Source organism: Pseudomonas frigoris (genome assembly GCF_047758635.1).
In the GTDB taxonomy this organism is placed as follows: domain Bacteria; phylum Pseudomonadota; class Gammaproteobacteria; order Pseudomonadales; family Pseudomonadaceae; genus Aquipseudomonas; species Aquipseudomonas frigoris.
Genome location: NZ_CP180479.1, coordinates 737,232 through 754,688, shown reverse-complemented (window position 1 = coordinate 754,688; position 17,457 = coordinate 737,232). Strand labels below are relative to the sequence as shown.

Below are 17,457 nucleotides of genomic sequence, written 5' to 3'. Positions count from 1 at the left end.
AATCACCGGGCGCATTGCACGCCAGGTGTGCAAAAGGGGTGAGCCAGGCTCACCCCTTTTGTGGGTCAGGCGATGTCGCCAACCGGGGCGTCGAGGCCCATCGCATGCAGGCGCGAGTAGTAGCCGTTTTGCGCCAGCAGTTGAGCGTGGGTGCCGCGCTCGACGATTTCGCCATGGTCCATGACCAGGATCAGGTCGGCTTTCTCGATGGTCGACAACCGGTGAGCAATCACCAGCGTGGTGCGACCTTTCATGACCTGATCCAGTGCCGCCTGAATGTGTCGCTCGGACTCGGTGTCGAGCGCCGACGTTGCCTCGTCGAGAATCAGCAACGGTGCGTTCTTCAACAAGGCCCGGGCAATCGCCAGGCGCTGACGCTGGCCACCGGACAGCAACACGCCGTTTTCGCCGACCTGAGTGTCCAGGCCTTGCGGCATCTCCGAGATGAAGTCCATCGCGTAAGCATCCGTCGCGGCCTTTTCGATGTCGGCACGTGGTGCGCCGGCCAGGTCACCGTAAGCAATGTTGTTGGCGATGGTGTCGTTGAACAGGGTCACATGCTGCGTCACCTGCGCCACGTGTCGACGCAGATTGCGCAGACGATAGTCTTCGATTTCCACGTCATCGAGCATGATTTCGCCGGTTTCATGGTGATAGAAACGCGGAATCAGGCTGGCCAGGGTCGACTTGCCGCTACCCGAACGACCGACCAGGGCGATCATTTGCCCCGGTGCCGCCGTGAAGCTGATGTTCTTCAGCACTTCACGCTCGGTCCCTGGATAGGTGAAGCTCAGGTTGCGCACGTCCAGGTGGCCGCTGACACGATCGCGCTCGACGGTACCCTGGTCAATCTCTGGCTCTACGTCCAGTTGCTCGAAAATGCTCTCGGCACCGGCAACGCCTTTCTGGATTGTCGAGCTGACTTCCGACAGCTGCCGAATCGGCTTGGGCAACAGGCCCGCCGCGGTGATGTAGGCCACCAGGTCACCGGCGGTGGCATCGCCGCGCAGGAACAGCACCAGGAACATCAACACCGCCATGGCGGTGTAGATCACCAATTGCAGCATGGGCGTGTAGACCGCACCGGTCTTGGTCATGCGCAGTTGCTTGTCGGTGTTGCCCTGGCTGGCTTCGGCGAAACGACGCTCTTCATAGCTTTCGCCACCGAAGCTGCGCACCACGCGATAGCCCTGGATGGTCTCGGAGGCTACGTGAGTCACGTCGCCCATCGCCACCTGGATTTTCTTGCTCTGCTTGCGGAATTTTTTGCTGGTGCTGCTCACCATGATCGCGATGATGGGCAGGATCGCCAACATCACCAGGGTCAGTTTCCAGTTCATCCACAACAGGTAAGCAAACAGGAACACCACGGTCAGGCCTTCACGAATGACCACTTTGATGGCGTCCGTGGCAGCACCGGTGACCATGGTCACGTTGAAGGTGATGCGCGAAATCAGGTGCCCGGAGTTATGGGTGTCGAAATAACGGTTGGGCAATACCAGCAACTTGTTGAACAGCTCGACACGCAAGTCGTGGACCAGCCCCAACGATACTTTGGCCAGGTAATAGTTGCCGAGGAAAGACCCCAGGCCTTGCCAGGCGGCGATCAGGATGATCAGCAGCGGCACGGCCATCAGCAACTGCAAGTCTTGCAGATAGGGAACAGTCGGGAAGAGCACCGCTTCGGGGTTGCTCAGGCCATCGACGAAATATTTGAGAATCCCTGCGAGCATGGGCTGCGTCGAGGCAAAAATCACAAAGCCGACGATACTGATGGCAAACATGTCCCAGTACGGGCGCACATACGACAGCAGGCGCAGGTAAATCTTCAAGCTCGACGGCGCAGGCGAATCAGGGCTGGTCATGAGAACCCGTTGTATGAGAAAAGAGCCCGCGAGTGTAACACAGGCCATTTTAGTCGCTGAGCTGCGGTAACATGGCCGGCTATCCATGCCTCACGGCGCCCAACCCGGAGTATTGATGCAAGCGCTTGATCACACCCGATATCTCGCCCTGCGCGAGGGAGCACAAGTCCTTGAAGCGGATGGTTCGGGGGACAAGGTTCTGCGGTTGACGGACGGTTCAATACTCAAACTGTTTCGCCGCAAACGCCTGCTGACGTCGGCCGCATGGTACCCGTACGCCAAACGCTTTGCCGACAATTGCGATGCGTTGCGTGAACGGCACATCCCCTGCCCGTCGATTCGTCAGGTTTACCGTATTGCGAGTATCGAACGCGATGCCGTGCACTACGATCCACTGCCGGGCCAGACCCTGCGTCAGCTGCTGGACTTCCAGGGCGATGCCGATCCGTTGCGCGGTCAATTGGGGGTCTTCATGGCCACTTTGCATGAGCGGGGGATTTATTTTCGCTCGGCGCACCTGGGCAACATCGTGCTCACACCCGAACATCAGTTGGGCCTGATCGACATCGCCGACATGCGGGTGTATCGCCGTCCGTTGCGCAAGACTCTGCGGCTGCGCAACTTCAAGCATATGGTGCGTTACCCGCAAGATCGGCAATGGCTGCTCGACGGTCACGGCGAAGTCTTCATGCGCCATTATGGCCAGACCCAGAGCATCTGCTCCCCGGAGGAGCTGAGCGTCGCCCTGCAAAAATGATCTGACTGCCTTCGCCTCCGGGGAGGAGGCGAAGGCCAGGCATTACGCCAGTGCGGGTTGCCGCGCCTTCAGCACGCGAGAGAGGATCATCGCTGCGGGCAGCAGCACCAGTGGCCACAACTCGTCAGGGTTACCAATCAGCAAACTGCCATCGAAGTTCAGCATCACCAGCGCACACGCCAGGTACATACCCCACACATCTCGCAGACGCCAGGCCTGCCAAAGGGATGCAGCCATCAGCGCAACGAACAACACCAGCGCGACCCCGCCGCTGTACAGCCCCAGCGCGACGAAAATGTTGTGCGGATGCTGAATCGGCATCCAGCCATCGAGTACTTGGGCAGTGTGAAAGTTGATGCCGCAGCCCAGTGCCCAGCCGCAGTTGCGCCACTCGCCGACCATGATATGAAAAATCTCGATGCGGTACGAATCACCTCGGTTCCAGAGGGACTGGTACCAGGCTTCGTTGTGCACCACCAGGAACAGCAGGCCTAAAACAATTGCGCAAATTGCCACCGCACCGCCTACCAGCCGCGGCCTGTGGTAAATGCCGTAAAGCACCCACACACCAAACAGGAACACAGCCCCCACAAACGCAGTACGCGTCTGCAGGACAAAGGCCACCGCGAACACCGACAAAACGATGGCCAGGCCTGCTTCGATGTAATTTCGCGCCCTGAGCCAGATTGGCAGCGCCAGCGCCAACGCACAGAACAGCCAAATGCTGGCGTAGATGACGTTATCCAGGCGTGCCGGAAGCAGCCCTACCCGGCCACCGACGGCGTATTCACCGGTTGCCCAACCGTAGAGCGCGCCGCTGAAAATGTACAACGTCAGGATCCAGAACTGAGCGCGAACGAACGCCGCACTGCGGAAGAACTGCGGATCGGTGAAGGCGCCGACCACCATGACGAACATCAGTACATAGAAGACGTGTTTGTAGAACTGCATCTGCCCTGCAATCGTCGCAGGCACCAGAAACCATAGAATGAACGCCAGCCAACCCCACGCCAGCGGCTCCTTGAGCAAGCCCGCACCGCGTTCCTTGATCAGGAAGATCAGGCCCGGCAATACCATCAGGGCGTAGAACAGGTTGTTGGTCCACTTCGACGACCAGCCCACCACAAAGCTCAAAAGAAACAGACAGAGCACCGTTCCGAAATACACCATGGTGTTCTTTCCTGGCTTCATGCCGCTAAATTCCATGTAACACCCAACCTATTGCAAGACCCGAGATAAGAGCGGCAATCAGCTTCAGCCGTTCAAGACGTTTACGCCGTAGTTTGTTCTCCCGCTCCTTGGGAACCACCACATGCTCACCGAAACCGGTGTGCAATACCGCGTCGTTTTCCAGAATCAACGCATAGCGGTTTTCGCCAGCATACCGACGCGACAAGTCTTTTTCCCCGGAAAATGCGGAATACGGTGCATGCGTCAGGTAATCCGCACGACGGCGCAGTCCTGGATTAAAGGAAAAACCTTGCCACTCGGCTTTTTGCGAGCCCAGTACGTAGAAAGGAATGCCATGGCTGACTTTGCGCTCGTTCAGGAACACATAAGGACTGTGAACCATCAGGTCATGATTGAAGCTGCGCAGCCACACCTGCAACGCCTGCGGATCTTCCTCCAGCAGGCATTGGGACTCTTCGATGAACCCTTCGCGGTAGAAGTCCCAGTCGTCTTCACAGTGGAAAATCCACGATGTCTGCACCTGAGCGTAAGCGGCGTCGATGGACCGCAACTGCCCCAGGCGTGGCTTGTTGATGAAGAACTGGGTATGCGCCCTCCAGTGCTCCGGAACACAGGCCTCTACGGCGCTGTCGCCGGAGTCCTCTGTAATGAACACTTTACGGATGGGAGCCGTGTTGTACCGGTCAAATGTCTCGAGGGTACGCTTCAACAGATCGAAGCGACCGCAACTAGTGATTACTACCGAAATGTCGCTAGTTTCGCTGAACAGCATTTATTTGCACCGCACCATTGGTTGTTTAATCGCCCGGCTTCACAGCCCCAGCGACAAGCGTAATTTTTCTTTCCAGCCCAGCGGGACGTGCTCGCGCAGCGGCGCACGCAGGGCCTCGATAATCGCATGCCCGACAGCCCGGAACGTGTAACGCTGCTCTACCAACGCCTGACCGGCCAATGAAATGGTCTCGGTCAGCTGTGGGGACTCGCGCAACACCGCCAGTTTTTCCCTGAGTTCGTCGCGGGTTCGATAGAGCACGATGTTGTGCATATCGACAAACCCCAGCGCGCGATTCTCTGCTTCCCCTTGATCGTAAGCAAACAGCACACAACCACAGGCCATGGCCTCGAAATTCTTGATCATGTATTCGCCCATGCCGACGTCGGCACTCACGAAGTAACGGATCCGGCTCAACGTCTCGCAGTATTCCTCACCCGACTTGGTGCGGGTGATCAGCAGGTTCTCCACTTCGGCCACGGACTCGAGCATGGCCTTGCGTCCGGCATACGCCACGCTGTTGAGACTGCCGACAAAACCCAGCTCGATATCCCGTTCACGCTGGCGGTTTTGCAACAGCGCCTGATCGTAGCCCTTGGGCACGAAATGCGCGTCAAACCCTTCATCACGCAAACGCTGGCTGACCATGAAACCCGAGCTGATCACTCGCGCCCAAGGTAGCTTGCGGTAATGGGCACTGAACTTGCCGGTGTACTTGCACGGGATGTAATTCTGATACGCATCGTGTTCCAGAATAACCAGATTGGGCAGGGTTTGCATGAACCTCACCTGTCTGATTTCTTTTTTGAAGCGCAGAAAAAAAACAATCCGGTCGTAGCGGGTCACATCGACATGCTTGCGAAAGTATCCACGCAAGTCGTCCTGCTCCGCGCTGGTCAGCTCGCGCTTGTCGCAGTCACAGTGCTCGGCAATACCGTCATACAGTCGATCAAGGATCGCTCGCTGCTCTTTCTGCACCAGAAACAGAACTTTCAATTGGTCTCTCTCTTTCCAGACAGCTCTTGGACCCAGAATAATTCGTGGCGTCGCACCGCTTTACGGAAGAACTCGTTTTCGCCGAAAGCCGGCCAGTGTCGGGCCGCCAGACAACGTTGTATCGCTCGGCGAAGTAGACGCTTGAGGGGAAGTCGGTGCTGAAGGTCGTGCATCATGCCCAACGACATAGCCTTGTGCCACTGCTTTTCGGTCGACAGGCAAAGTGCCCAGGGCCGCAACGGCTCATGATTATTGATCTGTGGCGGCAGTGTCACACCGGTCCCCGCATCACCCATTGGCCAGCGATCGTTGTCGTGTAGATGATTGGCGTAATGCAACAAGGTTTCGGGCTGCCAGGCTGTACCGTTCAGTGCCTGCATCACCGCTTGCTGTGAGCATAGATGGTCTGGGTGCGGGTCGAAACGCGGATGTGGCAAAACGATGATCTGAGGCTGGATACGCTCGATCAACTCACTCAGGTCGGCCAGCAGATTGTTCCAGGACGGTATACCATCGACGTCACTGCCCAGGGCCAACGGATTGAACCGTCGAAAATATCGGGTATCGCCAAGCTGTGCCTCACGGGACACCACGGCCTCGGTCGGCGCGCTTTGCATGGCGGACAATTGCAGGCAGAAATACCCCAACTGAATACAGCGCTCCTGAGGTACGCCGCCCCACAGCGGCACGCTGATGCTATCCCAGGCGCGAAGCGAGCCTTTCAACCGGGACGCTTCGACGCCATTGAGCCCCATTTGCTGATAGTGCCCAGCCTCGATTTCACCGGCGGTCAAGGTCACGATCCAGCTTTGACTGGCGCGGCTGTACAAACCGAATGCGGCCAACTCGGCATCGTCGGCGTGGGGCGCGATCACCATCACCCGTTGACGGCTGTAATCCGGATGCTCGAACACCCTGAGCACCGGCTCACCCAACAGTCTGCAGAAACGCCCACGCAGGCGTAACTCACCTTGCGACAGAACCTGCGCCTGACCACTGAGGTTGAGGTAACGCAGGCCGTTCACACCACGCTCGAAGGTTTGTCGGTCCGGGTTATCCCCCCCCGACAACTCGACCACGGGATCGATGAAGCGTCCCAGCCAGGTGCTTTTAATCCGCAGCGCCAACACCAGGGTGGCGTCGTCAACCAGCATGACGCCGTCGTCCAGGCGCAAACGTTCACCGTCAAGGTGAACCTTGGGCTGCTGGGTATACGGTGGAAAGCTGTATTGATAATCGTCTTTGGGCGAATAAAACAGGTGGTCGGCGAACCAGGCCTCGTGGGCAATCCAGCCCAGAACCGCGAGCACCAACGGCAGCCACCAGGTCACCAGCACACCCATGGCAATCAATAGCACCAGCGCGATGAGCAGACCGATGCGTTTGTTGCGCCGATGGCGCTTGAGCAATTGCTGTTTGCGGTTCATGGGCTGACTCATACGGTGAACACCGGCACAGGATTGCACCAGCGATCCTTGTATTCACGATCGGCGCGACCGAAAGAAAAGCGCAACGGTTTGTCCAACGCCCGGGCATGCTCCCAGGCGCTTTGTGTATTGAGAAAGCTCAGCACGCTGCCCGGACTGAATTCGCGGGTTTCGGGATCGACGCCGCCATTGATGTACTCGACGCTGATCCACTGCGGTGTCTCGACACGGTAGACCAGTTGAATCGCTATCGGTGCATCGTTGAGAAAAATCACCGAGCCGATCAGCAAATCACGCAGCAACTCGATGACCTCAGCCATGCGCTCGGCCCCCGTCGCCGGGAAGCCCCAGCGACGCTGGAACAGGTCGCAATAGATCGCCGCCAGTTCACTGCTGGAAAACTCCGCGACCGGCCGGACCACTCCGCCCGCTTCTTCCAGCAATCGCAATTCACGACGCTGGTTGTAGCGAAACTTCTTCGACAGTTCTTCGGGAGTGCGGGCCATCGCCAACTGCTCAGCCTGCAACTTGATACCGGTAAAGCGGCCCTCATTCAGCGCCGACAGGTAGCGTCCACGATGACGCAGCGGCGCTTGTGCATCGGCAGCGGCCGGCAGGATGAACTCGGCATTACCGAGGTCGAACAAGCCTTTTTTACCGCAGCGCTTGAGCACGTCCTTGGACAACGCGAGATCGCGGCCCCAGGTCGGGATCGCGGCTTTGACTTCACCGTTTTGCTCCCAGGCCAGGTAGCGCACAGGAATGTCGGCCAACTGCGCCAGTCGCTCGACCACCATGGGATGAGTGGCGACGCTGCCGCCATAACGTTGCCAGGCATCGGCATATGTCGAGGCGTCGACTACCGCCCAGCCACGTTCGCGCCAGCCTTGAAATCGGTTGAGCATCAGCCCCTCGGCGCCAGTTCGGTAACGTGCGGCAAACGCCAGAAAGCATCGCGCACCGCGCGGTCGGAGAAGCGCTCACGCAAGCGATCGAGCATCAGCTCGGCACACTGGTGACGTTGCTGCTCGTCCATCGCGGCCAGATGTTGCAGCCCTTGAGCCAAGTGTTCGGCATCGCCCAGCGGGAACAAAATACCGACGCCCTCGACCACTTCCTTCGCCCCGCCACACGCCGTGGCGAGCAAGGGCACGCCGGCAGCCATGGCCTCCAGCAGCACCATACCGAACGGTTCGTGATCGGAACTCAGGGCAAACACATCGAAGGCACGGAAATAACGCCGAGCCTCAGGCACCTGACCGAGGAACAGCACGCGGTCGCCGATACCCAACTCACGGGCCAGGGCCTTGAGGTCCTGTTCCAGTCGACCGGCACCGAGAATCACCAATTGACTGCTGGCCGGCAAACCCGGCAACGCCGCAGCAAAACCGTGCAGCAGCGTGGTCTGATCCTTGTCCGGATGCAGCCGTCCGACATTGCCGACAACCCAGGCATCCGGCGCCAGGCCGAGGGTTTCCCTGGCCTCGCGAACTGATACCTGGCTGTCCTGCAAGGTCTGCACATCGATACGGTTATAGAGCGTCTGAATCCGCGCCGCCGGCCACTTCGGCAGGCAATGACGCATGTCGTCACGCACGGCATCGGAAACCCCGAGCAGGCTCAGGCGCTTGCGGAAAATATTCGCGAAGAGTTTGCGCGTACCGCGCTTGTAATCGTCAAACGCGTGATGCACGCCAATCACCGGCAACGAGGTGCCGAGCAAGGCGATATAAATAGGTTTGAAACGGTGAGCGATGCAAAAACTGAAATTGCGCGAGGCGGCGATCTTGCGCAGATCGCTGATGGCGCCCAGCTTCAGGCCACGAATGGCCTTGGAGCTGTATTCCATGAACAGCACTTCATCGGAAGCGCAGCCCGCGGCGACTTCGGCATCGGCAGCCCCGGTCAAAAACACCGTGGTCACTCGATAACCGGTCCTCGCGAACAGGCTGGCGTACTGCCGGGCGCAGTCCAGAAACGGCCCGTCATAGCCGTGACAGAACTGCAGCACATGGCGTTCAGCCGAGCGTGTCATATGCGTCCGCGCCCTCTTTGACCACCAGGATGTCTTCCATGATCAGATACTGTAGATCGGAACCGAAGAACATGTTCAGGGCATCCGTCGGCGAGCAGATCATGGGTTCGCCACGACGGTTGAGCGAGGTGTTCAGCGACACGCCGTTACCGGTCAGCACTTCCAGCGCCTTCATCATGTCGTAGTAGCGCGGGTTGTATTCGCGCTTGAGCACCTGGGCCCGGGACGTGCCGTCTTCATGGACGACTTCCGGCACGCGGGTCTTCCACTCTTCCGCCACTTCAAAGGTGAAGGTCATGAACGGCGCCGGGTGATCGATCTTGATCATCTGCGGTGCAACGGTGTCGAGCATCGACGGGCAGAAAGGCCTCCAGCGCTCGCGGAACTTGATCTGGTGGTTGATGCGGTCAGCCACGCCAGTCGCACTCGGGCAACCAATGATCGAACGACCGCCCAAGGCGCGCGGACCGAATTCCATGCGGCCCTGGAACCAGGCCACCGGGTTGCCATCGACCATGATTTTGGCGATGTTTTCCGGCATGTTCTCAAGCTTGCGCCATACCGGCTTGCTCGGGTGACGGGCGCATGCAGCGAGGACGTCTTCGTTGGTGTACGACGGGCCGAGGTAAACGTGTTCCATCTTCTCGACCGGCACACCACGGGCGTGGGACACATAGGCCGCCGCGCCGACCGCGGTGCCGGCATCGCCGGACGCAGGCTGCACGAACAGTTCTTTAACGTCATCGCGGGCGATGATTTTCTGGTTCAGCTTGACGTTCAACGCACAGCCACCGGCGAAGGCCAGCTTGCCGGTTTCCTTGAGCACGTCACCCAGGTAATGGTCGATCATCTGCAGCGAGATCTTTTCGAACAGCGCTTGCATGCTCGCGGCGTAGTGGATGTACGGCTCGTCGGCGATGTCGCCTTCGCGCTTCGGACCCAGCCACTCGATCAGCTTCGGCGAGAAGTAGAAACCCTTGCCCTTCTCTTTATAACGACGCAGGCCGATGACGTTGGCGTAGTCGGTGTTGATCACCAGCTCGCCGTTCTCGAACGAAGCCAGGCGCGAGAAATCGTATTTGCTGGCATCGCCGTACGGCGCCATGCCCATGACCTTGAACTCACCGTCGAGCATCTCGAAACCGAGGAACTCGGTGATCGCGCCGTACAGGCCGCCGAGGGAGTCCGGATCGAAGAACTCCTTGATCTTGTGGATCTTGCCGTTTTCGCCGTAACCGAAAAAGGTCGTGGCGTACTCACCCTTGCCGTCGATCCCCAGGATCGCGGTTTTCTCTTTGAAACCGGAGCAGTGGTAAGCGCTGGAGGCGTGGGCCAGGTGATGCTCGACCGGTTCGATCTTGATTTTCTTCGGATCGAAACCCAATTGCTCGAGGCACCAGACAATCTTGTTGCGGTAGCGCTTGTAGCGACGGTTACCCATCAGGATCGCGTCGAGCGCGCGGTCCGGGGCGTACCAGTAACGCTTGGCGTAATGCCAGCGAGCCTTGCCGAACAGGCTGATCGGCGCGAATGGAATCGCTACCACATCAACGTCGGATGGCTTGATGCCGGCCTGCTCGAGACAGAACTTCGCCGACTCGTAAGGCATGCGGTTCTTTGCATGTTTATCGCGCACAAAGCGCTCTTCCTCAGCCGCCGCGACCAGCTTGCCGTCGATGTACAAAGCTGCGGAAGGATCATGGCTAAGGGCGCCGGACAGGCCAAGAATCGTCAATGCCACAGGGGTCTAGCCTCTTTAGTCTGCATGCAGGCGCAAGGCGCCTCAAAGATTAATGTGCCCTCGCAAAGGGCGAGTGGCAGCTAAAGGGCGGGATTATAGCGTAAACATGGCGGGAATGACCCAGCGCATATTGCCCCCGTAAAGATGATCCTGGCGAAAGCAGCCGGCATTGCTCATCCGCGGCCTGACCTCCAGTAAATACTGATATTGCCGTCGGCAGCTTGGCGGTAAACCGTATAGGGCAGGAGGACGGTGTCGAAAACACCCGAGAGGGTGAAATCCACCAATACGAACGGCAAAAGAATACCCGTGGGATCAGGCGATGCGTTTAATACGCAAAAGTCGTACGCCAAGCCGCTGTAGATACGAGGGATGGACTGACAGTAGGTCTTTTGCTTTCTAAGGCTACGCGCCGCGTCTTTGTCATCCTGCAGCACCGTGACAGCGGTCCCGCAGCCTGATAAAACCAGTGCAAAAGTGCTCAGTAACACCGTCATTTTTATCGTCAACGTCTGCCCTCCGTGAACGTCAGGCAAACTAGCATCGCGGCCATTCAGGGTACAGTTCATGGGGTCTGTGGATCGTGTAGGACGATTCACAAGAATGTGTCCCCTTAATCTCGGGTGACTCGTCTGGCTCCTTCGCGAGCAAGCCCGCTCCCACATTGTTTTGGTGTCGCACACTTAATTTGTGTGCGACCGAGAACTATTGTGGGAGCGGGCTTGCTCGCGATAGGACCGAAGGTCCGATTCAGGCAGCGCTAGAGATATCTTTGGGAAGACGCTGATCAATGACCTGATATAGCGCACTGCTCTCAGGCCAGTTACGCATGAACCTTGCCCGATCCCGCGCGTAGGCCGGGGCGAAGCTGCTGAGCGAGGCGTGCTGACACATCGAATCCAGATCAATCAGCGCCCAGCGATCGTGCTGCCAGAACAGGTTATGTCCCTTGAAATCGCCGTGACTGATCCGCTCGCCAATCAGCTCGGCAAACAAATGATCCAGCGCCAGCAATTCGGCTTCCGGTGCCTCACCACTTTCAACGTAAGGCGCAAACCGCTCGATGATGTCCGGTCCCGGCAAATACTCGGTCACCAGATAAGCCCGACTGCGCAACCAGAGAAAACGCTTCTCCAGCAATGCCAACGGTTTGGGTGTGGCAATGCCGAGAAACGCCAGGCGATTGCCTTCACGCCAGGAGTGCCAGGCACGGCTCGGGCGCCAGAAGCGTTTGAGCCAGTGGGCAAAACCTTTGATGTTGTAGCGCTTGATCACCAGCGTACGACCAGCCACCTCGACCTTGCCGACGCTCGCCGCGCCGCCGGTCTTGTACAGATGGCCCTGATCGAGCATCGCATCGGCCTGCGCCAGCACCGGCAGCATCGCCGCTTCTTCCTCGCGGCGAATCGCCCGCAAGCCGAACGCTCCGCGCTGGACACTGAACAGCGTGCACTCGCGGCCGACCTTGATCAGGAAGTCCTTCAGGCGCCAGCTGCGCACCTTGCTGATCTGCTTCTGCAACGCTTCCATCGGTAAGGCATGCTCGCCGTTGCTCAGCAGGTAATACACCAGCAACTCTTCGGTGTAGGGCTCCAGCGACTTGGGCAACTGGGCGAAAAACACCCCGAGGTTCTCCAGGATTTTCTGCCGCGAGAGCGGCTGGCCCGGCGTCTCCGTGCGGATTCCGGCGCCGTCGATCAAATACAGCCGACCGCCCTGACGCAGCAGGTTGTCCAGATGCAGGTCTTCCTGCCACAGGCCCTTGCGGTGCAATTGACCGATCGCACCCAGCGCATCGGCCAATACCGTCGATTGCTCATCCGCCAGCATCGGCAAGTGCTCGACCCGTTTCCAGGCATCCCCAAGGCTTTCAGCGCCTTCAAGGAAATCAAACAGCAGCCAACCGCCCTCGCCGTCCTTCAGGCCATCAGCCAGCAACAACGGCGTGGTCAACCCCTGAGCCGCCAGCAACCGCACGCCGTCCAGCTCACGCTGGAAATGCCGCGCCGCTTTGCTGCCGACCAACAACTTGGCCAGCACCGGCCGCCCGCGCCAGACACCGGCACCGACATAACGCTGCCCCGGCAACACCCGCAACAGACTCAGCAACTGCAACTCGGCAGGACCGGCGGCATCGGCCAGTGGAATGTTCAGCGGCAGGCTCGGGCTGCGGCCAGCGTTTTTCAGTTCGGACAAACGCATCAGCGCACCTCCTTATGACTACGCCGCGCGGTCAGACGCGCAAGCCAGCTGTCGATCAGCGAACTGTCTTGCGATTGATCCAGATAGGCGGCCAGCAGCTCGCGCAACTGCGCTTCGCTCCACTCAGGCGCCCGACGCAGCAACGGCTCCAGATCTTTGGCCCGATCACGCAGACCAAACAGCAACGGCCGGGTCTTTTCCAGGTCGATCAGCTGGGCCAGGTAACCGTCGCCGGTGGCCTGGAGAAAAATGTGCTTGGGGTAGAAGCAACCGTGAATCTGACGCGCGCCGTGCAGGCACCGAGCCAGTTGTCCACAGGCCTGCAGAATGGCCGAATGCTGCGCCGAACTCAGGTCCGACCAGCGCTGCAACAGCGAATCCAGGTCATCCCAACCGTCCAGGGCACGGGTCAGCAGAATCGCTCGGACTTCGCCGTCGACTTTGCGCTCACCGAAAAACGCCGCTTTCAACGCCGGAATACCGAACTTTTCATAGCGACTGATATTACGAAATTCACGGGCAAAGCTCGGCTCGCCAAAGGGCGCATGCAAGGTGCGCGTCTGGTAGTTGCTCTGGCGTTTCAGGTAGTAGCCATGGCCTTCCAGATCCAGCCGAAACACGCTGCTCCAGCCACCGCGAGCGGTATTGGGCTCGTCCACAGCGTCGAGCTGCTTGACCCAGAGTGCGTCAAAGGTGCCGAGGCCGTGACGCTCAAGCAGCGCACGGTCTTCAGCCGCCAGAAAATCAGTCATTCGCGCCCCTCGAAAAATCTCACCACGTGCCGGATCCGTTTTTTGTCGGCGGCATTCAGCCGATCACGCTGGCGGTATTGCAGGTAAAAGCGCAGGCGCTGGGTAGCCGACAAGTGATACTTGGCGACCTTGTCCAGACAGGCCAGGTCCTTGGTGATCCGGTATTTGAGCCAAAAGCCGCGCCAGAAATCGCCATTGGGGCAGTCGATCAAAAACAGCCGAGCCTCATCGTCGATCAGCAGGTTGCGCCACTTCAAATCGTTATGGGTGAAACGATGGTCGTGCATGGTTCGGGTATAACCCGCCAACTGCCGGCTGACGTTGTCGACCCAAGCGCGGTCCGCCAGTTTAGGATCATGCCGCTCGGCCAAAGCCGACAAGTCTTCGGTATGCGGCAGCTCACGGGTGATCATTGCCCCGCGATCGTACGCCGCACCGCGACGTTCCAGGCCCCAAGCCACCACTTCGGCGGTAGGAATGCCCCACTTGGCAAAGCGCTTGAGATTTTGCCACTCGGCTTTCACCCGAGGCTTGCCCAGGTAACGGCGCAGACCTTTGCCGGCACCCACGTAGCGTTTGACGTAATAGTTGACGCCATTGCGCTGGACGCGAATGACCTCGGACAACAGGTCGCGCGTCAGGCGTTCGCCCTCAAGCGCAAACACAGCCTCAAGACTGCCGAAATCTTCTGCCAGATCGCTGTACTCAGGCTCCAGTTTCCAACCCGCCATCAGAGCGCATCCCCGTATCGCTGTTTACGGTCGTAGAGTTTGTTGGCCTTGCCTTCGAGCCAGGCGAGCAACCCGGCTTCCTCGCCCAGAATCTGGCGCAGGGGCTGCTGGAAATACCCCTTGAGGAAACGCAATTTGTCGCGACGGGTCAGGCCGATGTCCAGGGCCGAAAAGTACAGCGCCGCCAGATCCTTGTTGCGCCAGCGTTGGGTAATCGTCGGACGGGTCTGGGCGCGGTGCAGGTCGATCACCGAGAGCCTGAAATCGTCGGCCGTCACCGGTTTGTCGGTGTGCAGCAGAAAGTGACAGATGTAGCAGTCGCGATGGTTGACCCCGGCACGGTGCATCATGCCGGTCATGCGCGCGACCTCGGCGATCAGTGCACGCTTGAGTTTTGGCTCGGGCGGGTGCTTGACCCAGTCGATGCTGAAGTCTTCAAGGCTGACAGTGGGCGCCAGCTCTTCGGTGACGATGAACGAATGCTGGTCCGCCGGGTTGCTGCCCTTCTCGCCGTAAGCCACGGCGGTCATGGTCGGCACGCCGACCTCTTGCAGGCGCTGGATGGCCTTCCACTCCTGGCCGGCACCGAGCACCGGCAATTTGGCGGTGAGCAGGTTCTTGAAGATCTCGCCCCAGCCAATGCCACGGTGGATCTTCACGAAAAAGCCATTGCCATCGACTTCGGTACGCAGGGTCCGGCGCGCTTCAAGTTCGCGGTATACCTCGCCCTGGAGGCCCTCGACTTCAGCGAACGGGTCACGTCCGGCCCAGAGGCTCTTGAACGGTTCAGCCAGCATCAACTTCATTAAGCGTGCTCCGCCAGAATCACATCGGCCGCGTGCTGCGGCATGCTGTAGAGGTCGGCCGTCTCGGCAAAGGCCAGACCATTGCGGCTCCAGGCCGCCCGTGCTTGAGCGTCGTTCAACATACCGGTCAGGTACTGAGTCAGTTGCGCCTGATCGAAAGGCTCTTCCAGCACCAGACCGGCGTCGGCCTCGGCGATGTAATGGGCGTAACCGCAGACCGCACTCACCAGCACCGGCAACCCGGCCACCAGGGCTTCGAGCAACACGGTTCCGGTGTTTTCGTTGTACGCCGGGTGAATCAACAGATCGGCGCCGAGCAGAAAACGCGGGATGTCGCTGCGGCCTTTAAGGAACGTCACGTTATCGCCGAGCCCCAATGTGGCGCTCTGCATCTGGAATAATTTGGGGTCGTCCTGGCCAATTACAAACAGCCGGGTGCGTTTCTTCAGATCGGCGGGCAATGCGGCCAGCGCCTTGAGGCTGCGATCCACACCTTTGGTCTTGAACCCGGAGCCGATTTGCACCAGCAGCAGATCATCGTCTTTCAGGTTGAATTCGCGACGGAACTCGGCACGGATCTCGGCGGCATTCGCCGGCGCGCGACGGTCCTGAGAGATACCCGGCGGCAGCAAATGGAAGCGCTCAAGCGGCGTGTCGTAATGCTTGATGAACAGTGGCTGCTGAACTTCGGAAATCATCAGGACTTCGGTCTTGGCATCCTTGGCGAACACCGCGCGTTCGTACTCGGCGAAGTGCCGGTAGCGGCCCCAACGGCGGTACAGCGAGTTACGCAGGTTTTGCGCCTTGTCTTCGAAGCAGCCGTCGGCGGCGTAGTAGACGTCCAGACCCGGCATCTTGTTGAAGCCGATCAAACGGTCCACCGGACGCTTGGCCAGATCCGCTTCCATCCATTCGCTGAGTTTCTCGTTGCGTCGATGATTGAAGAACGCCTTGACCGGCGCCACCAACACTTCGAAGCCCGGCGGAATGTCGCCTTCCCAGATCAGCGTGTAGACCCGAATCTGATGGCCGCGTTGCTGACATTCCAGAGCGATGCGCATGAAATCGCGTTGCAAGCCCCCGAATGGAAAGTACTTGTACAAGACGAATGCCAATTGCATCAGCGCAGCTCCTCAGCCAGTAACAACGTGCTCAGTCGGGTCGCGACACGCTCGGGATTCAGACGCGTGAAGCACAGGGGCCACTCGCGTTTAAGGTCAAACTGACGGGCATCTTCGGCCGTCGGTTGATACGTACATTTCTTTTGCATACACGGCGCGCAGGGGAAATCGCTGGCGATGTGAATCTGCGCTTTACCGTAGGCACCGGTCAGGCCCGGGTTGGTCGGGCCGAACAACGATATCGTCGGCACGTCTAGCGCAGCGGCGAGGTGACCGAGGCCGGTGTCCACCGCCACGCAGGCTTGCGCGCCGGCCAGCACTTTGCCGACACCCGCAAGATTCAGCTTGGGCAGCACTTCGACGTGCCTCATGTCTTTGGCGATGCGTTCAGCCCGGGCTTTCTCGATCGGATTACCCCACGGCAGCTTCACCGCGACACCGAGATAGCCGACGCGCTCGGCCAACTCGCGCCAGTAGGCTTCAGGCCAGTGTTTGGTGTCCCACGTGGTGCCGTGCAGGAACACCACATAAGGATTCTTGCGCGGCAATTCCACCAGTCGCTCGACGTTCAGGCCGTAATCGCCCAAGCCTTTGGGCAAGTCGTAACCCAGGGCCACGGCAAACAGCTGACGCACCCGCTCCACCGCGTGTTGCCCACGGGCCACGGCCAGACGCCGGGAATAAAAGCGTGCGGCAATCGGCTCACGGGCCGAGTTTTTATCCAGCCCGGCCACCGGGGCTTTGGCATATCGGGTCAGCAACGCACTTTTCAGCAGGCCCTGGGCATCGATCACCAAGTCATATTTGTTGGCGCGAACGCTTTGCTTGAAGCGCTTCCACTCGCCACTCTTGATGGTCTGCCAGATGTTTTTGCGCCAGCGACGGATCGCGACGGGAATCACCTTGTCCACGGCCGGGTGCCAGGTCGGGATTTCGGCGAAGCCTTCTTCCACCACCCAATCGAACTGGATGCCGGGGATCGCCCGTGCCGCGTCGGTCAGCGCCGGCAACGCGTGAATCACGTCGCCCAGCGAAGAAGTCTTGATCAGCAGTACCCGCAA

The 17,457-nt window shown here is 59.3% G+C and carries 16 protein-coding genes; 1 reads left to right on the top strand and 15 read right to left on the bottom strand.

Annotation, left to right across the window (positions count from 1 at the left end):
• Positions 1–65: 65 nt before the first annotated feature.
• Entirely contained in the window at positions 66–1,865 is a 1,800-nt protein-coding gene (gene msbA / locus ACMXYH_RS03445; protein WP_415766310.1) for a lipid A export permease/ATP-binding protein MsbA, read from the bottom strand.
• 115 nt (positions 1,866–1,980) lie between these two features.
• Here msbA and ACMXYH_RS03440 point away from each other — a divergent pair, with 115 nt between their 5' ends.
• Entirely contained in the window at positions 1,981–2,622 is a 642-nt protein-coding gene (locus ACMXYH_RS03440) for a toluene tolerance protein (protein ID WP_415766309.1), read from the top strand.
• 42 nt (positions 2,623–2,664) lie between these two features.
• On the opposite strand, the gene ACMXYH_RS03435 is transcribed toward ACMXYH_RS03440, so the two are convergent.
• From ACMXYH_RS03435 to rfaC, 14 genes are all read right to left on the bottom strand, one after another.
• Positions 2,665–3,813, bottom strand: coding sequence for an O-antigen ligase domain-containing protein (locus tag ACMXYH_RS03435; protein WP_415766308.1), 1,149 nt, complete (start codon positions 3,811–3,813; stop codon positions 2,665–2,667).
• 4 nt (positions 3,814–3,817) lie between these two features.
• On the bottom strand, positions 3,818–4,585 hold the full coding sequence (locus ACMXYH_RS03430) for a glycosyltransferase family A protein (RefSeq protein ID WP_415766307.1): 768 nt from the start codon (positions 4,583–4,585) through the stop codon (positions 3,818–3,820).
• 39 nt (positions 4,586–4,624) lie between these two features.
• The gene (locus tag ACMXYH_RS03425; protein ID WP_415766306.1) at positions 4,625–5,581 is read right to left on the bottom strand and encodes a glycosyltransferase family protein; all 957 of its coding nucleotides are present in this window, start codon (positions 5,579–5,581) and stop codon (positions 4,625–4,627) included.
• Positions 5,578–7,008 carry a PIG-L deacetylase family protein gene (locus tag ACMXYH_RS03420; RefSeq protein ID WP_415766305.1) on the bottom strand — a complete coding sequence of 477 codons (1,431 nt, stop codon included), beginning with the start codon at positions 7,006–7,008 and terminating at the stop codon, positions 5,578–5,580. Before ACMXYH_RS03420 ends, ACMXYH_RS03425 begins: the two co-directional genes overlap by 4 nt.
• 8 nt (positions 7,009–7,016) lie before the next feature.
• A complete protein-coding gene (locus ACMXYH_RS03415) occupies positions 7,017–7,913 on the bottom strand; it encodes an antimicrobial resistance protein Mig-14 (RefSeq protein WP_046045681.1) in 897 nt (298 codons plus the stop codon).
• Positions 7,913–9,043, bottom strand: coding sequence for a glycosyltransferase (locus ACMXYH_RS03410; RefSeq protein ID WP_415766303.1), 1,131 nt, complete (start codon positions 9,041–9,043; stop codon positions 7,913–7,915). Before ACMXYH_RS03410 ends, ACMXYH_RS03415 begins: the two co-directional genes overlap by 1 nt.
• Positions 9,027–10,784: a carbamoyltransferase family protein gene (locus tag ACMXYH_RS03405; RefSeq protein WP_008146248.1), complete on the bottom strand. Its 1,758-nt coding sequence runs from the start codon at positions 10,782–10,784 to the stop codon at positions 9,027–9,029. Before ACMXYH_RS03405 ends, ACMXYH_RS03410 begins: the two co-directional genes overlap by 17 nt.
• Before the next feature lie 173 nt (positions 10,785–10,957).
• On the bottom strand, positions 10,958–11,293 hold the full coding sequence (locus ACMXYH_RS03400) for a YceK/YidQ family lipoprotein (RefSeq protein WP_415767653.1): 336 nt from the start codon (positions 11,291–11,293) through the stop codon (positions 10,958–10,960).
• Between the two features lie 241 nt (positions 11,294–11,534).
• Positions 11,535–12,986: a lipopolysaccharide kinase InaA family protein gene (locus ACMXYH_RS03395; protein WP_415766302.1), complete on the bottom strand. Its 1,452-nt coding sequence runs from the start codon at positions 12,984–12,986 to the stop codon at positions 11,535–11,537.
• The gene (locus ACMXYH_RS03390) at positions 12,986–13,738 is read right to left on the bottom strand and encodes a lipopolysaccharide kinase InaA family protein (protein WP_415766301.1); all 753 of its coding nucleotides are present in this window, start codon (positions 13,736–13,738) and stop codon (positions 12,986–12,988) included. The genes ACMXYH_RS03395 and ACMXYH_RS03390 overlap by 1 nt, the downstream gene beginning before the upstream one ends.
• A complete protein-coding gene (locus tag ACMXYH_RS03385; protein WP_415766300.1) occupies positions 13,735–14,469 on the bottom strand; it encodes a lipopolysaccharide kinase InaA family protein in 735 nt (244 codons plus the stop codon). Before ACMXYH_RS03385 ends, ACMXYH_RS03390 begins: the two co-directional genes overlap by 4 nt.
• The gene (gene rfaP, locus ACMXYH_RS03380) at positions 14,469–15,275 is read right to left on the bottom strand and encodes a lipopolysaccharide core heptose(I) kinase RfaP (protein ID WP_415766299.1); all 807 of its coding nucleotides are present in this window, start codon (positions 15,273–15,275) and stop codon (positions 14,469–14,471) included. The genes ACMXYH_RS03385 and rfaP overlap by 1 nt, the downstream gene beginning before the upstream one ends.
• Positions 15,275–16,396 (bottom strand): glycosyltransferase family 4 protein, encoded by a 1,122-nt coding sequence (locus ACMXYH_RS03375; RefSeq protein WP_129439083.1) that lies wholly within the window; start codon positions 16,394–16,396, stop codon positions 15,275–15,277. Before ACMXYH_RS03375 ends, rfaP begins: the two co-directional genes overlap by 1 nt.
• Positions 16,396–17,457, bottom strand: a complete 1,062-nt coding sequence (gene rfaC / locus ACMXYH_RS03370) for a lipopolysaccharide heptosyltransferase RfaC (RefSeq protein WP_415766298.1) — start codon at positions 17,455–17,457, stop codon at positions 16,396–16,398. The genes ACMXYH_RS03375 and rfaC overlap by 1 nt, the downstream gene beginning before the upstream one ends.

What these genes read in the sequence shown, in the direction of transcription:
- ACMXYH_RS03440 (WP_415766309.1), top strand. Translation starts at nt 1,981, where the DNA reads ATGCAAGCGCTTGATCACACCCGATATCTCGCCCTGCGCGAGGGAGCA.
- ACMXYH_RS03390 (WP_415766301.1), bottom strand. Translation starts at nt 13,738, where the DNA reads ATGACTGATTTTCTGGCGGCTGAAGACCGTGCGCTGCTTGAGCGTCAC.
- ACMXYH_RS03410 (WP_415766303.1), bottom strand. Translation starts at nt 9,043, where the DNA reads ATGACACGCTCGGCTGAACGCCATGTGCTGCAGTTCTGTCACGGCTAT.
- ACMXYH_RS03375 (WP_129439083.1), bottom strand. Translation starts at nt 16,396, where the DNA reads ATGCAATTGGCATTCGTCTTGTACAAGTACTTTCCATTCGGGGGCTTG.
- ACMXYH_RS03415 (WP_046045681.1), bottom strand. Translation starts at nt 7,913, where the DNA reads ATGCTCAACCGATTTCAAGGCTGGCGCGAACGTGGCTGGGCGGTAGTC.
- rfaP (WP_415766299.1), bottom strand. Translation starts at nt 15,275, where the DNA reads ATGAAGTTGATGCTGGCTGAACCGTTCAAGAGCCTCTGGGCCGGACGT.
- ACMXYH_RS03395 (WP_415766302.1), bottom strand. Translation starts at nt 12,986, where the DNA reads ATGCGTTTGTCCGAACTGAAAAACGCTGGCCGCAGCCCGAGCCTGCCG.
- ACMXYH_RS03420 (WP_415766305.1), bottom strand. Translation starts at nt 7,008, where the DNA reads ATGAACCGCAAACAGCAATTGCTCAAGCGCCATCGGCGCAACAAACGC.
- ACMXYH_RS03385 (WP_415766300.1), bottom strand. Translation starts at nt 14,469, where the DNA reads ATGGCGGGTTGGAAACTGGAGCCTGAGTACAGCGATCTGGCAGAAGAT.
- ACMXYH_RS03435 (WP_415766308.1), bottom strand. Translation starts at nt 3,813, where the DNA reads ATGAAGCCAGGAAAGAACACCATGGTGTATTTCGGAACGGTGCTCTGT.
- ACMXYH_RS03430 (WP_415766307.1), bottom strand. Translation starts at nt 4,585, where the DNA reads ATGCTGTTCAGCGAAACTAGCGACATTTCGGTAGTAATCACTAGTTGC.
- msbA (WP_415766310.1), bottom strand. Translation starts at nt 1,865, where the DNA reads ATGACCAGCCCTGATTCGCCTGCGCCGTCGAGCTTGAAGATTTACCTG.